General features: G+C 70.6%; 11 protein-coding genes. 8 read left to right on the top strand and 3 right to left on the bottom strand.

The genetic code is table 11. The features are described from left to right. Window positions 1-282: 282 nt before the first annotated feature. Window positions 283-2736: a DEAD/DEAH box helicase gene (locus ACIRQ7_RS32995; protein ID WP_404266261.1), complete on the bottom strand. Its 2454-nt coding sequence runs from the start codon at window positions 2734-2736 to the stop codon at window positions 283-285. Window positions 2737-2816: 80 nt separating this feature from the next. Between ACIRQ7_RS32995 and bldG the strand changes: the two genes are divergently transcribed. From bldG to ACIRQ7_RS32960, 7 genes are all read left to right on the top strand, one after another. Then, on the top strand, window positions 2817-3158 hold the full coding sequence (gene bldG, locus ACIRQ7_RS32990; protein ID WP_004571875.1) for an anti-sigma factor antagonist BldG: 342 nt from the start codon (window positions 2817-2819) through the stop codon (window positions 3156-3158). A gap of 107 nt (window positions 3159-3265) precedes the next feature. Beyond that, window positions 3266-3682 (top strand): ATP-binding protein, encoded by a 417-nt coding sequence (locus tag ACIRQ7_RS32985; RefSeq protein WP_404266260.1) that lies wholly within the window; start codon window positions 3266-3268, stop codon window positions 3680-3682. 632 nt (window positions 3683-4314) lie between these two features. Continuing rightward, the gene (locus ACIRQ7_RS32980; RefSeq protein WP_404266259.1) at window positions 4315-6729 is read left to right on the top strand and encodes a sodium-translocating pyrophosphatase; all 2415 of its coding nucleotides are present in this window, start codon (window positions 4315-4317) and stop codon (window positions 6727-6729) included. Window positions 6730-6946: 217 nt separating this feature from the next. Next, window positions 6947-7516, top strand: coding sequence for a small secreted protein (locus ACIRQ7_RS32975; RefSeq protein ID WP_401465391.1), 570 nt, complete (start codon window positions 6947-6949; stop codon window positions 7514-7516). Window positions 7517-7653: 137 nt separating this feature from the next. After that, entirely contained in the window at window positions 7654-9204 is a 1551-nt protein-coding gene (locus ACIRQ7_RS32970; protein ID WP_404266258.1) for a methyltransferase, read from the top strand. 74 nt (window positions 9205-9278) lie between these two features. Further along, window positions 9279-9476 carry a hypothetical protein gene (locus ACIRQ7_RS32965; RefSeq protein WP_403673615.1) on the top strand — a complete coding sequence of 66 codons (198 nt, stop codon included), beginning with the start codon at window positions 9279-9281 and terminating at the stop codon, window positions 9474-9476. Window positions 9477-9790: 314 nt separating this feature from the next. Next, window positions 9791-10195: a hypothetical protein gene (locus tag ACIRQ7_RS32960; protein WP_404266257.1), complete on the top strand. Its 405-nt coding sequence runs from the start codon at window positions 9791-9793 to the stop codon at window positions 10193-10195. 26 nt (window positions 10196-10221) lie between these two features. Here ACIRQ7_RS32960 and ACIRQ7_RS32955 read toward each other — a convergent pair whose 3' ends face one another. Beyond that, window positions 10222-10695, bottom strand: a complete 474-nt coding sequence (locus tag ACIRQ7_RS32955) for a DUF2752 domain-containing protein (RefSeq protein ID WP_404266256.1) — start codon at window positions 10693-10695, stop codon at window positions 10222-10224. Next, entirely contained in the window at window positions 10692-11324 is a 633-nt protein-coding gene (locus tag ACIRQ7_RS32950) for a hypothetical protein (protein ID WP_401465405.1), read from the bottom strand. The genes ACIRQ7_RS32955 and ACIRQ7_RS32950 overlap by 4 nt, the downstream gene beginning before the upstream one ends. Window positions 11325-11842: 518 nt before the next feature. Between ACIRQ7_RS32950 and topA the strand changes: the two genes are divergently transcribed. Further along, complete coding sequence (topA, locus tag ACIRQ7_RS32945) at window positions 11843-14680, top strand: type I DNA topoisomerase (protein ID WP_404266255.1); 2838 nt, start codon at window positions 11843-11845, stop codon at window positions 14678-14680. Window positions 14681-14701 lie beyond the last annotated feature (21 nt).

Raw genomic sequence — 14701 nt, 5'->3', positions numbered from 1 at the left:
GGGGGGGGGGGCGCGGGGCCCCCCCCGCGGGGGGGGGCGCCGGGGGGGGGGGGGGGGGGGGGGGGGGGGGGGGGGGGGGGGGGGGGGGGCGGGGCCCCAAGCCGGCAGGACCGCCGCCCGCCCGCCCATCCCCCACGCCCCACACCCCACGCACCCCCACTCACCCCACCCCAGCTCACTCCCGCCCGCGCTCCCACCCTCGCCCACCCCTGCCCGCCCTCACACCCTCGCCCACCCCCGCCCGCCCTCACACCCCCGCTCGCCCCGCCCGTCCGTCCTCACTCACTCCTCGCCCGCCGCCTTCTCCGCTCCGCGGAGGAGTTCTCCCAAGAGGCGGATCGCGCCGCGTTTGTGGAGGGGGTCGTTGCCGTTGCCGCATTTGGGGGACTGGATGCAGGACGGGCAGCCGGCGTCGCATTCGCAGGAGGCGATGGCGCTGCGGGTGGCGGCAAGCCATTCGGCGGCGGTGTGGAAGGCGCGTTCGGCGAAGCCCGCGCCGCCGGGGTGGCCGTCGTAGACGAACACGGTCGGGAGGAGGGTGTCCGGGTGGAGGGGGACGGAGACGCCGCCGATGTCCCAGCGGTCGCAGGTGGCGAAGAGCGGCAGCATGCCGATGGAGGCGTGTTCGGCGGCGTGCAGGGCGCCGCCGAGCTGCTCGGGATTGACGCGGGCGGCGTCGAGTTGGTCCTCGGTGACCGTCCACCACACGGCGCGGGTGCGCAGCGTACGGGGCGGCAGGTCCAGTTTGGTCTCGCCGAGGACCTCGCCGGAGATGAGTTTGCGGCGCAGGAAGGAGACGACCTGGTTGGTGACCTCCACGGATCCGAAGCAGAGCCGGGCGTCGCCCCAGGGGATCTCGGTGTCGGTTTCCAGGATGGAGATGGCGGTGGTGTCGCGGGCGGTCGTCGAATAGGGCGGGTTGGCCTGCTCGACGAGGGCGACGTCGTCCGCGAGGTCGAGGTGTTTGACGAGGTAGGTGCGGCCCTGGTGGAGGTGGACCGCGCCGTCGTGGACGGTGGTGTGCGCGGCGCCGGCGTCGACGGTGCCCAGCAGCCGCCCGGTGCCGTCCTCCACGATCTGTACGGGCGAGCCGCCCTGGCCGCGGATGTCGGTGAGGTCGGCGGCGCGTTCGCGGCGCGTCCAGTGCCAGGCTCTGGCCCGTCGGCGCAGCAGGCCGGCGGCCTCCAGCTGAGGCATCAGGCCGGCCGTAGCGGGCCCGAAGAGGTCGAAGTCCGCCTCCGTCACCGGGATTTCGGCGGCGGCCGCGCAGAGGTGCGGGGCCAGCACGTAGGGGTTGTCGGGGTCCAGGACGGTGGATTCGACGGGCTGGTCGAAGAGGGCCTCGGGGTGGTGGACGAGATAGGTGTCCAGCGGATCGTCGCGGGCCACGAGGACGGCGAGGGCGCCCTGCCCGGAGCGGCCGGCCCGGCCGGCCTGCTGCCAGAGGGAGGCGCGGGTGCCGGGGTAGCCGGCGATGAGTACGGCGTCGAGGCCGGAGACGTCCACGCCGAGTTCGAGTGCGGTGGTGGCGGCCAGGCCGAGGAGTTCGCCGCTGTGCAGGGCGCGTTCCAGGGCGCGGCGTTCCTCGGGCAGATAGCCACCGCGGTAGGCGGCGATGCGTTTCGGCAGCGAGCGGTCGACCTCCGCGAGCCGCTCCTGCGCGATCAGCGCGATGAGTTCGGCGCCGCGCCGGGAGCGGACGAAGGCGACGCTGCGTACGCCCTGGACGGCGAGGTCGGTGAGCAGTTCGGCGGTCTCCGCGGTGGCGGTGCGGCGGACCGGGGCGCCCTGTTCGCCGTGCAGTTCGGTCAGTGGCGGTTCCCAGAGGGCGAAGACCACCTCGCCGCGCGGCGAGGTGTCCTCCGTGATTTCCACCACGGGCAGGCCGGTGAGCCGGGTGGCCGCCATGGCCGGTTCGGCGGCGGTGGCGGACGCGAGCAGGAAGACCGGTTCGGCGCCGTAGCGGGCGCAGACGCGGCGCAGCCGGCGGATGACCTGCGCGACGTGCGAGCCGAAGACGCCGCGGTAGGAGTGGCATTCGTCGATGACGACGTAGCGCAGTGCGCGCAGGAAGGAGGACCAGCGGGGGTGGGCGGGCAGGATGCCGCGGTGCAGCATGTCGGGGTTGGTCAGGACGTAGTTGGCGTACTGGCGTACCCACTCGCGTTCCTCGACGGGGGTGTCGCCGTCGTAGACCGCGGGTCGTACGGCTGTGCCGAGGGGGGTGGCGAGGTCGCGTACGGCGCGTCGCTGATCGGCCGCCAGGGCTTTGGTGGGCGCCAGATACAGCGCTGTGGCGCCCCGCCCGTTGGGGGCCTCGGAGCCGTCCAGGAGGGTGGAGAGGACCGGCGCGAGGTACGCCAGCGACTTGCCCGAGGCGGTGCCGGTGGCCACGACGACCGACTCGCCACGCAGTGCGTGTTCGGATGTGCGTGCCTGGTGAGCCCAGGGACGCTCGATTCCGGCCGAATGGATGGCAGCGATCACTTCCGGCCGGATCTGTTCGGGCCAGTCGGCATGGCTGCCGATCCTCGGGGGCAAGTGCTCCGTATGAGTGATGCGTGCAGCGCGGGTCGCGCCCCGGGTCAGACGGTCGAGAATCATGCCTGGGGAGGGGCTGGCGCCCGCGTCCGGCGGGAGTCGATTGGAGGCCATCGGCACCGAGTGTGTCACCGGAGTGACGGACAATGCAGGCAAGGCGTCGTGCACGCCTGCCGGTAAGTGATTGAATGCCATCGCGGCTGCCGATCCGCCCCTACCTTCGGTGGGGAGGCCCCAGGGGGGCGACCGCTCGATAGCAAGGTGCTGGAGGATCCGTGGACCTGTCCCTGTCGACCCGGACCGTTGGCGACCGTACGGTCGTCGAGGTCGGTGGCGAGATTGATGTATACACCGCGCCCAAGCTGCGGGAGCAGCTGGTCGAGCTTGTGAACGACGGAAGCTACCACCTTGTGGTGGACATGGAACGTGTCGACTTCCTCGACTCCACTGGGCTCGGCGTGCTGGTCGGCGGACTGAAGCGGGTGCGTGCCCATGAGGGCTCGCTGCGCCTGGTCTGCAACCAGGAGCGCATTCTCAAGATCTTCCGAATCACCGGTCTGACCAAGGTGTTCCCGATTCACACCTCGGTCGACGAAGCCGTCGCAGCTACCGACTGACGGTTTCGCGGTGCCCCGCGCCCAGGCGCGGGGAGGAAGTAGTGGGGGGTTCCGGACGTAGCGGTCCGGCCCCCTGCGTTGCACGCCCGCATATCGAGGGGGATGGCATGGCCACCGTCGAACTCCGTTTCAGCGCTCTTCCCGAGCACGTCCGGACCGCGCGTCTGGTCGCTGCTGCTGTGGCGAGGCGGGCCGGTGTCGACGAAGCCGTCCTGGACGAGGTGCGACTCGCCGTCGGTGAGGCGTGCAGCCGCGCTGTGGGGCTGCATGTCAGCAATGACATCGCGGCTCCGGTGTGGGTCCTGCTGATCGAGGACGAGAAGAAGTTCTCGATCGAGGTGGGCGACGAGGTGCCCGGTGGCCCCGGCTCCGGTTCGCATGGCGACAGCGAGGGTGAGGGCGAGGACGAGATGGGTCTCGCGGTCATCAGCGGGCTGGTCGACGACGTCGAGGTGACGTCCGGCGAGCGCGGTGGCGTGATCCGGATGACCTGGCCCACGGCTCCGGCTCCGGCCCTGTCGTAATCCGCCTGTCCGGCCCGCCGGTAGCCCGTCAGGGTGGGCCGTGCTGAGCCGTACGGATGACGTCGCAGGTTCCCCTCCGTCCCCGTGTTGCCCTCCCTTCTTGCCGTCCTGTGAGCACGTCGGTCTTGCTGCCGTCGTGCTCTCTTTCGTTTTGCGCTGAGGGCTCGCCCGGCCCGGCGGTGAGCGTCGTACGTCACCCGGGTGGTCCAAGAGTGCCGGTGGGTTCCGCGGGGTTCCGGAGTGTTCCGATCCGGACTCGTTCCGGTGGTTCTCGCGAGGGCGCCCGGGGGGCCGGCGGCCGGCTGGCGTACCCCGTTCGGCGGTTGCGGCCGGTCTCCATCGTCCCGGTTGTCCCGGCGGCCACTGGCGGCTCATGTCGTCGTGCGACGTCTTTGAGCAGCGGCGATCAGTAGTACAGCGAGATCATCAGGCCGTGGTCAGCGAATTCGTCGCTTTCCTTCGTCCGGGCGAATTATCCGGCCGCCATCCTTTTGATCTTCCCGGCCACCGGCGAATTCCCTTTGACGCGTACTGTTTTGATCCGGTGGGGCTCCCTACAATCCGTCCACATCTTGCTCAGGACGCCTGAGCGTGCTTCCGCGCGCCCATGTGCCAAACGTCAAGGAGGACGAATGGCGGGGCCTTACACCCCTCAGTTGCTGGACACCCCCTCTCTTCTGGCCGGACCGTCACTGACGACGGGCAACCGTGGCATCGTGCTGGTGATCGCCGTCGTCGCCTTGGCGGCACTGGCCGTCGCGGCGGTGCTGGTGCGTCAAGTCCTGGCGGCCGGCGAGGGAACCGACAGTATGAAGAAGATCGCAAGGGCGGTGCAGGAAGGCGCGAATGCCTACCTGGCACGGCAGTTGCGGACACTTGGCGTATTCGCCGTCGTGGTCTTCTTCCTGCTCATGTTGCTGCCCGCGGACAACTGGACGCAGCGCGCGGGACGCAGCGCATTTTTCTTGATCGGCGCCGGATTCTCCGCGGCCACCGGCTATATCGGCATGTGGCTCGCGGTGCGCAGCAATGTGCGGGTCGCGGCTGCCGCCCGGGAGGCCACTCCGGCCGAGGGCGACACCGCGGAAAGGGATCTGACGGCCGTTTCGCACAAGGCCATGAAGATCGCTTTCCGTACGGGTGGCGTCGTCGGCATGTTCACGGTGGGGCTCGGCCTGCTCGGCGCGTCCTGCGTGGTCCTGGTGTACGCGGTCGACGCGCCCAAGGTGCTGGAGGGCTTCGGCCTCGGCGCCGCGCTGATCGCGATGTTCATGAGGGTCGGCGGCGGCATCTTCACCAAGGCCGCGGACGTCGGTGCCGACCTCGTCGGCAAGGTCGAGCAGGGCATTCCCGAGGACGACCCGCGCAACGCCGCGACCATCGCGGACAACGTGGGCGACAACGTCGGTGACTGCGCCGGTATGGCGGCCGACCTGTTCGAGTCGTACGCGGTGACGCTGGTCGCCGCGCTCATCCTGGGGATGGCGGCCTTCGGGGACGCCGGGCTGGCCTTCCCGCTGCTGGTGCCGGCGATCGGTGTGCTCACGGCGATGGTCGGCATCTTCGTCGTCGCGCCGCGGCGCAGCGACCGCAGCGGCATGACGGCGATCAACCGCGGCTTCTTCATCTCCGCGGGCATCTCGCTGGTCCTGGTGGCCGTCGCGGTGTTCACCTACCTGCCGTCCACCTACAAGGGCCTGGCGGGCGTCACCGATCCGGAGATCCTGGCGCATGCCGGTGATCCGCGGATCCTGGCGCTGGTGGCGGTCGCCATCGGCATCGTGCTCGCGGCGCTGATCCAGCAGCTGACCGGGTACTTCACCGAGACCACCCGGCGGCCGGTGCAGGACATCGGGAAGACGTCCCTGACCGGGCCGGCGACCGTGGTCCTCTCCGGTATCTCGATCGGTCTGGAGTCGGCGGTCTACTCGGCGGTGCTGATCGGTCTGGCCGTCTACGGGGCGTTCCTGCTGGGCGGTGCGTCGATCATGCTGGCGCTGTTCGCGGTGGCGCTGGCCGGTACGGGTCTGCTGACCACCGTCGGCGTGATCGTGGCGATGGACACGTTCGGGCCGGTGTCCGACAACGCGCAGGGCATCGCGGAGATGTCCGGCGATGTCACCGGCGACGGCGCGCAGGTCCTCACCGACCTGGACGCGGTCGGCAACACCACCAAGGCCATCACCAAGGGCATCGCCATCGCGACGGCGGTGCTGGCGGCGGCCGCGCTCTTCGGTTCGTACCGGGACGCGATCGCCACGGCCGTGAAGGAAGTCGGCAGCGCAGCGAGCGGGATGGGCCTGAGTCTGGACATCTCGCAGCCGAACAACCTGGTGGGGCTGATCCTCGGCGCCTCGGTCGTCTTCCTGTTCTCGGGGCTGGCGATCAACGCGGTGTCGCGGTCGGCGGGCGCGGTGGTCTACGAGGTGCGGCGGCAGTTCCGCGAGCACCCCGGGATCATGGACTACACGGAGGAGCCGGAGTACGGGCGGGTCGTCGACATCTGCACCAAGGACGCGCTGCGCGAGCTCGCGACCCCGGGGCTGCTGGCGGTGCTCACCCCGATCGCGGTCGGTTTCTCGCTCGGGGTCGGCGCGCTCGGCTCGTTCCTGGCGGGGGCGATCGGCACCGGCACGCTGATGGCGGTGTTCCTGTCGAACTCCGGTGGTGCGTGGGACAACGCCAAGAAGCTTGTCGAGGACGGCAACTTCGGCGGCAAGGGCAGCGAGGCACACGCCGCGACGGTCATCGGCGACACGGTGGGCGACCCGTTCAAGGACACCGCGGGCCCGGCCATCAACCCGCTGCTGAAGGTCATGAACCTGGTGGCCCTGCTGATCGCGCCCGCTGTGGTCAAGTTCTCATACGGCGACGACAAGAACGTCGGCGTACGGGTCGTGGTGTCGGTGCTGGCGATCGCCGTCATCGTGGGCGCGGTCTACGTCTCCAAGCGCCGCGGTATCGCGGTGGGTGACGAAGACAACTCCGGAAATCCTGAGAACTCCGGAAAGACCGCCAAGTCGACGGAGACGGTGGCTGCCTCCTAGCCGGCGGCGGCCCCGTGGAGGGCCTGCTGACGGCTCAACGGGCGGGTGGACGGCGCACTTTGTGTGTGCCGCCCACCCGCCGTCTTTGTGCTCGGGTGGCCCTGTACTCCTTGGTGCAAATGGCTGCAATGAGAGCCGGAGGGGATGCCCGACTCGCGGCCCAGGCCCTTTGGACGTGTATGTTCCGGGGCCGAGAGCCATGGAAGGGACCAATCCGGTGAACAAGAAGCTTGTGGCTGCACTGTCCGGCGGAGCGGCACTGATGCTCGCGCTGACCGGTTGCAGCGATGACAGCAACGAGAAGCTCAACGACTGGGCGAAGAAGTTCTGCGATTCTGGGCAGTCCCAGTTCCAGCAGATCCAGGATGCCAACGCCGCCATGCAGACGGCCGATGACGGCAACACGGACTCCAAGAAGATCCAGCAGACGGACTCGGCGGCCTTCCAGAAGATCTCCAACGCCTACGCCTCGCTCGCCAAGTCCCTGGAGAAGGCGGGCCCGCCGCCCACTGACGACGGCGGCCAGGCCCAGAAGAACGCGGTCAAGGAGCTCAACTCCCTCTCCAAGGGATACGGGGACCTCCAGAAGCAGGTCGACGATCTGAACACCAGCGACAAGCTGAAGTTCGCGGAAGGCCTGCGGAGCCTCTCCAACGGCATCAAGACGCTCAACGCCCAGAGTGAGGCCGCCTTCAAGAAGTTGGAGGCCGGCGACGTCGGCAAGGCCATGGGCAACCAGAAGGGCTGCCAGAACCAGAACGCGTCCGTCGCACCGTCGCCGTCCTAGAAGCCGCGGCGACGACCTGAAGCGGGCCGGCAGGACGGCCCGGAGAGCTGACCGGCCGACGGCCCGGCGACGCGCCCGAGAAGGGGCGCGGCGCCGGGCCGTCGCCGATTGTCGGTGGTTGCCCTGACAATGGGGGTGTGAGTACGCACCTCCCCACCGCAGATGCCCAGGACCCCGAGAGCAGCGCCCGCACCGACCGGCTCCGCCAGGCGCTGCTGGCCGCCGATTTCACCGCCGACGGTCTGCTGGACCTGCTCGGCGCGCCGGCCTATGCCGCCTTGGCGCGCAGCGAGAGCGTCCCCGCACTGCGGGCGACGCGCGGCGACAGCCCGCTGGAGACCCTGGTGCGGCTGTTCCTGTTGCAGCGTCCGGTGGAGCTGCGGCGGGCGCGGGCGGCGCTGCCGGTGGCCGACTGCCTCGCCGACGGCTGGCTGGTCCAGGACGGCGAGGAGGTCCGCGCCGCCGTGGACGTCCGGCCGTACGGCGGCCCCGAGGGCGAGGACTGGTGGATCGTCTCCGACCTGGGCTGCGCGGTCGGCGGCTCCGGCGGCATCCGGGGAGTGGACGGTGCGGACCGTTCGCAGTTGGTGCTCGGGGTGGGCGGCGCGTCCACGACCCTTTCCGGGCTGACCGTGCGTACGCCCGTCGCCAAGGCCCTGGACCTCGGTACGGGCTCCGGCATCCAGGCGCTGCACGCCGCCCAGCACGCGAGCGCCGTGACGGCCACCGACCTCAACCCCCGGGCGCTGCGGATCGCCGCGCTGACGCTGGCGCTCTCCGGGGCGCGGCCGGCGGATCTGCGGGAGGGTTCGCTGTTCGGCCCGGTGGGCGACGAGACGTACGACCTGATCGTGTCCAACCCGCCGTTCGTGATCTCGCCGCTGGGCCCCGACGGCGGCCGGCTCACCTACCGCGACGGCGGGATGGGCGGCGACGACCTGTGCCGCACCCTCGTCCAGCAGGCCGCCGCCCATCTGAACGACGGCGGGTACTGCCAGCTGCTGGCCAATTGGCAGCACGTGGCGGGCGAGGAGTGGCACGACCGGCTGCGGTCGTGGGTGCCGCGCGGCTGCGACGCCTGGATCGTGCAGCGCGAGGTGCAGGACGTCACGCAGTACGCCGAGCTGTGGCTGCGCGACGGCGGCGACCACCGTGCCGGTGACGACGCCTACGCCGCGCGCTACGACGCCTGGCTCGACGAGTTCGAGGCGCGCAAGACCAAGGCCATCGGCTTCGGCTGGATCACGCTGCGCAAGTCCGGGTCCGCCGATCCGTCGATCACCGTCGAGGAATGGCCGCACACGGTCGAGCAGCCGCTGGGCGAGTCCGTGGTGGGGCACTTCGCCCGCCAGGACTATCTGCGGGGGACGGACGACGCGGAGCTGCTCGCCGGCCACTTCCGGCTCGCCGACGAGGTGGTGCAGGAACAGGTCGGTCTGCCCGGGGCGGAGGACCCGGAGCATGTGGTGCTGCGTCAGAACCGCGGAATGCGGCGGGCCACCAAGGTGGACACGGTCGGCGCGGGCTTCGCCGGGGTGTGTGACGGTTCGCTGCCGGCCGGGCGGATCCTGGACGCCATCGCGCAACTCGTCGGCGAGGACCCGGTCCAGCTGCGGGACCGTACGCCCGGCGCGATCCGGATGCTGATCGAGCAGGGCTTCCTGGAGCCGGTGGCCGCGGACGGCTGAGGCCGTACGGCCCGGAGGGGCGCCGTTCATCCGGCGTTCTCCCGGGCGCCGCACCGGGGTGCCAGGCTGCCCGCATGGAGAGTGGACCCGAGGCCTTCGCCGGTGCGGCCTTCGCCCTGTTCGGCGCCGGACTGCTGTTGTGGACGGGCGCCCGAGTGCGGGTGGGGGCGCCGGTCGCCGAGGGCGCGGGGCGGGCCGTGGGGGTGGCGACCGGGGTGGGGTTCGGGGCGCTGTTCCTGGCCACGGGCTGCTGGTTGCTGGGGGCGTTGTAGGGGGCGGGGAGGGGCGGCGGCAGCGGGGGTTGGCTTCGCCAGGTGGCGGGCCGGTGGAATTCGGTCATATCGGTGGGCGTCACCGGGGCCCTTTCCGCTGGCTCTTCCCCTTGCCGCGCCGGGCGGGCCCTTTCGGGCCTGGCCGGTTCCGTCCCCCGCGGCCGAAGTGCCGTGCGGCGAAGGAACCTTCGTACGGCGTCACCCGTGTTCCTCAGTGAAGGTCATCGCCGGATCCGGTGGGCGGCCATGAGCCGCCGTCAGCTTCCGTCGGCGTCCAGTGGTGCCCCATCAGGTCCCCACAGTGAGGATTCCCCATGAACCGTGCCGTCCGCTACGCCGCCGTCGGCGTCATCGCCGTCGCCCTGCTCGCCGGCGGATCGGCCGCGGCCTTCGCCGCGCCGGCCGACCTGCACTCGCCCACGCCTCTCGTGGCCACCGCGCCCGCCGAGGCCCAGCTCACCGCCAAGGCCTCGGCAACCACCGTCCAGGCCTGGCAGGAGTTCCGGATATCCGGTGCCGCCAAGGGCATCAAGGCGGGCACCAAGGTCACCGTGCAGCAGAAGCAGGGCAGCAAGTGGGTCGCGCTGCCCGCGCAGGCCCCGGTCAACGCCACTGGTACGTATGCGGTGCGCGTCAAGCTCGGCCTCAAGGGCGTCAATCAGCTCCGCGTCGGCTCCGGCGCCACCGTCTCGCCGGTGGTCCAGGTCACCGTCCGCTGACACCCGGCGAGACGCCGGTCGGTCCGTCAGCCGACGAGGTTGCGGCCGATCATCCAGACCGCGGCAATGCTCAGCATCACCGCATTGCCGCGGGCCGTCAGCCGCGGCCGGTACACCCGCCCGCGCAGCCCCGCGACCAGCTTGCGCAGGAGGAAATAGCCCGCGACCGGCAGTCCCAGCGTGAGCAGCAGGGCGTTGTCGTGGAAGGCCGTGACGACGTCGGCGTGCATCAGGTCGTACGCCATCCGGGTCCCGCCGCACACCGGGCACAGCAGCCCGGTCGCCCACCGGAGGGGGCAGCCGGGCAGCAGCTGGCCTCCTTGGTGCGGGTTGGTGTTCCAGAGGTAGACGGCGCCCAGGGCACCGGCGCCGAGCACGGCGGAGGCCGTCAGCGCGGTGCGCCTGCGGATCGACTCGGGTGCGCGCGGCGCGGGGGTGGCCGGCGCGGGGAATCCGGGAGCCGCCGGCCGGTCGGGCAGAGCGGGCTCGGTGGGACTCACACGCTCAGCGACCTTGCGTAATTGACCTGGTTGAGCACGTACATGACCTGCTCGGGCGACTGCACCGGGATCATCGTGGAGTGGTGCCGGCCGCCGCTGTTGACCGTCACCTGGACGAACCCGGTCGTGGTGCGTTCCTTCATCATCAGGAAGAGCAGCCCGAGCAGGCAGAAGAGGAAGAAGACGATGGCGAGCACGATGGCGTGCGCCGGAATCTTCTCCTCCGTCCGCGACATGTCGGTGGCCGTCCACACCGCGCCCTTGAGCGGCATCGGGCCGGCCGGCGTCATGATCGTGTCGCCGGTCACCGCGATGTCGCCGAGCGAGAGCGCCATTCCGGCTCCGCCCTGCGGCTGCTGGGGCGGATAGCCGGCGGGCTGTCCCGGGAAGCCGGCGGCGGGGCCGGGCTGGGGAGCGGTCGGCGGCGGGGTGGCGCCCGGGTAGCCGTAACCGGGCTGCTGCTGCGGCTGCGGAGGGGGCGCGGCCTGCGGGTATCCGTAGCCGGGGTCCCCGGGCGCGCCGCCCTGGGGGTAGCCGTAGCCCGGAGCGGCGGGCTGCTCGCCCTGCGGCTTGGCGTACGGATTGTCGTCGGGCTGTTCCTGCGGCGGGCCGGGATACTGGTTCGCCATGAGTGTTCTGACCCCCGAGGTTGCTGATGACAGGTGATGGCAGCGACGCGGCTCGCAGCAAAGAGAGCCGTGCCCATCCTGCCAGCCGTCATCCCTGCCCTACCAAGACAACGGCGACATCCGGCACCGCCTTGTGACAGTGCCGGCCACCGGCGGCCGGAAGGGGCCGCGGTGGTGATCGTCACTGTGTGAGATCACCGGGCGCGGACGGGGCGTCGCCGGCCGGGGGCCGCGGACCGGGGCGGACGGGGCGGCGGCCCGGTGGCGGGTGATCGTCAAGGCGGTCCCGGGGACCGTGCCGGGGGGCGGCGACACGGGCGAGGGCGACTGCCGGGCGCGGTCCGGGCGGCATGAAGGTATGTAGTCGGGTTACCGTTCGAGTGGCGTTGCGGGGTTTTTCCGTTTGACACGGGGGCGGGAGGTACCGTCACACTCCGCAGCGTCAAGCGTCACCGCAGTGCGCTCCGGGCGTCCGGCCCGGGGGTTCCCACAAGCGTCGACCGGAGAGAAGAGCGAAGTTGTCCCCGACCAGCGAGACCGCAAGCGGCGGCCGCCGCCGACTCGTCATCGTCGAGTCGCCTGCCAAGGCGAAGACGATCAAGGGCTATCTGGGTCCGGGATACGTGGTCGAGGCCAGTGTCGGGCACATCCGCGACCTTCCCAATGGCGCGGCAGAGGTCCCGGCGAAGTACAAGGGCGAGCCCTGGGCCCGTCTCGGTGTGAATGTCGACGCCGACTTCCAGCCGATCTATGTGGTCAACAGTGACAAGAAGGACCAGGTCAAGAAGCTCAAGGAGCTGCTGGCCGAGTCCGACGAACTCTTCCTCGCCACAGATGAGGACCGCGAGGGCGAGGCCATCGCCTGGCACCTCCAGGAGATCCTCAAGCCCAAGGTCCCCGTCCACCGCATGGTCTTCCACGAGATCACCAAGGACGCGATCCGCGAGGCCGTCGAGAACCCTCGCGAGCTGAACCAGAAGCTGGTCGACGCCCAGGAGACCCGCCGCATCCTCGACCGCCTCTACGGCTACGAGGTCTCGCCGGTCCTGTGGAAGAAGGTCATGCCCCGGCTGTCGGCCGGCCGTGTGCAGTCCGTCGCGACCCGGCTCGTCGTCGAGCGGGAGCGCGAGCGGATCGCCTTCCGCTCCGCCGAGTACTGGGACCTGACCGGCACGTTCGCCACGGGCCGGACCGGCGACGCCAGCGACCCCTCGACCCTCACCGCCCGGCTGACCACCGTCGACGGGCGCCGCATCGCGCAGGGCCGTGACTTCGGCTCCGACGGCCGGCTCAAGAGCGAGGCCGTCCAGCACCTCGACGAGGCGAACGCCCGCGCGCTCGCCGCGGCCCTGGAGAACACCGACTTCGCGGTCCGCTCCGTCGAGTCCAAGCCCTACCGTCGCTCGCCGTACGCCCCGTTCCGTACGACCACCCTCCAGCAGGAGGCCAGCCGCAAGCTCGGTTTCGGCGCGAAGTCGACGATGCAGGTGGCGCAGAAGCTGTACGAGAACGGCTTCATCACCTATATGCGTACGGACTCCACCACGCTCTCGGACACCGCGGTCTCCGCGGCCCGTGCGCAGGTGACGCAGCTGTACGGCAGCGACTATCTGCCGGACAAGCCGCGGACGTACGCCGGCAAGGTCAAGAACGCCCAGGAGGCGCACGAGGCGATCCGCCCCTCCGGGGACCGCTTCCGCACCCCGGCGGAGACCGGCCTGAGCGGCGACCAGTTCCGTCTGTACGAGCTGATCTGGAAGCGGACCGTCGCCTCCCAGATGAAGGACGCGGTCGGTAACTCCGTCACCGTCAAGATCGGTGGCCGGGCCGCCGACGGACGGGACGCCGAGTTCAGCGCGTCCGGCAAGACCATCACCTTCCACGGCTTCATGAAGGCCTATGTGGAAGGCGCCGACGACCCCAACGCCGAGCTGGACGACCGCGAGCGGCGGCTGCCGCAGGTCGCCGAGGGCGACGGTCTCTCCGCGCAGGAGATCACCGTCGACGGGCACGCCACCAAGCCGCCGGCCCGCTACACCGAGGCCACGCTCGTCAAGGAGCTGGAAGAGCGCGAGATCGGCCGCCCGTCGACGTACGCGTCGATCATCGGCACGATCCTCGACCGCGGATATGTCTTCAAGAAGGGCACCGCGCTCGTCCCGTCCTTCCTCTCCTTCGCCGTGGTCAACCTGCTGGAGAAGCACTTCGGCCGGCTCGTCGACTACGACTTCACCGCCAAGATGGAGAACGACCTCGACCGCATCGCACGCGGCGAGGCGCAGTCCGTGCCGTGGCTGCGGCGCTTCTACTTCGGTGAGGGCGACGACGCCGGTGCCGCGTCGAACGCCGGCAACGGCGACGGCGACCACCTCGGCGGCCTGAAGGAACTGGTCACGGACCTGGGCGCGATCGACGCCCGGGAGATCTCGTCCTTCCCCGTCAGCGCGGACATCAAGCTGCGGGTCGGCCGCTACGGCCCGTACGTCGAGCGCGGTGAGAAGGACTCCGAGGGCCACCAGCGCGCCGATGTCCCCGACGACCTCGCGCCCGACGAGCTGACCGTGGACTACGCGGAGGAGCTGCTGGCCAAGCCGAGCGGCGACTTCGAGCTGGGCATGGACCCGCACAGCGGCAACCAGATCGTCGCGAAGGACGGCCGCTACGGCCCGTACGTCACCGAGATCCTGCCCGAGGGCACCCCGAAGACCGGCAAGAACGCCGTCAAGCCGCGCACCGCCTCGCTCTTCAAGTCGATGTCCCTGGACACCGTCACGCTGGCGGACGCGCTCAAGCTGATGTCGCTGCCGCGGGTCGTCGGCAAGGACCCCGAGGGCGTGGAGATCACCGCGCAGAACGGCCGCTACGGTCCGTACCTCAAGAAGGGCACCGACTCGCGCTCCCTGGAGACCGAGGACCAGCTCTTCAGCATCACGGTCGACGAGGCGCTGGCGATCTACGCGCAGCCCAAGCAGCGCGGCCGGGCCGCCGCCAAGCCGCCGCTCAAGGAGCTGGGCACCGACCCGGTGAGCGAGAAGCCGGTGGTGGTCAAGGACGGCCGGTTCGGCGCGTACGTCACCGACGGCGAGACCAACGCGACGCTGCGCCGGGACGACGACGTCGAGACGATCACGCCGGAGCGCGGTTACGAGCTGCTGGCGGAGAAGCGTGCCAAGGGCCCGGCGAAGAAGACCGCCAAGAAGGCCGCGAAGAAGGCGCCGGCGAAGAAGACCGCGGCGAAGAAGACGACCGCCAAGAAGACGGCGGCGAAGAAGACCGCGGCCAAGAAGACGACCGCCAAGAAGGCCACCGCGAAGACGGCGGCCGCGAAGAAGACGGCGGCGTCGGTCGAGGACTGATCCTCCTGGGGCTCCGCGGGC

The sequence above is a fragment of the Streptomyces sp. NPDC101393 genome (assembly GCF_044767385.1).
Classification (GTDB): Bacteria; Actinomycetota; Actinomycetes; order Streptomycetales; family Streptomycetaceae; genus Streptomyces.
The sequence above is the reverse complement of the archived record's forward strand: the minus strand, read 5'-3'. Positions and strand labels throughout refer to the sequence as shown.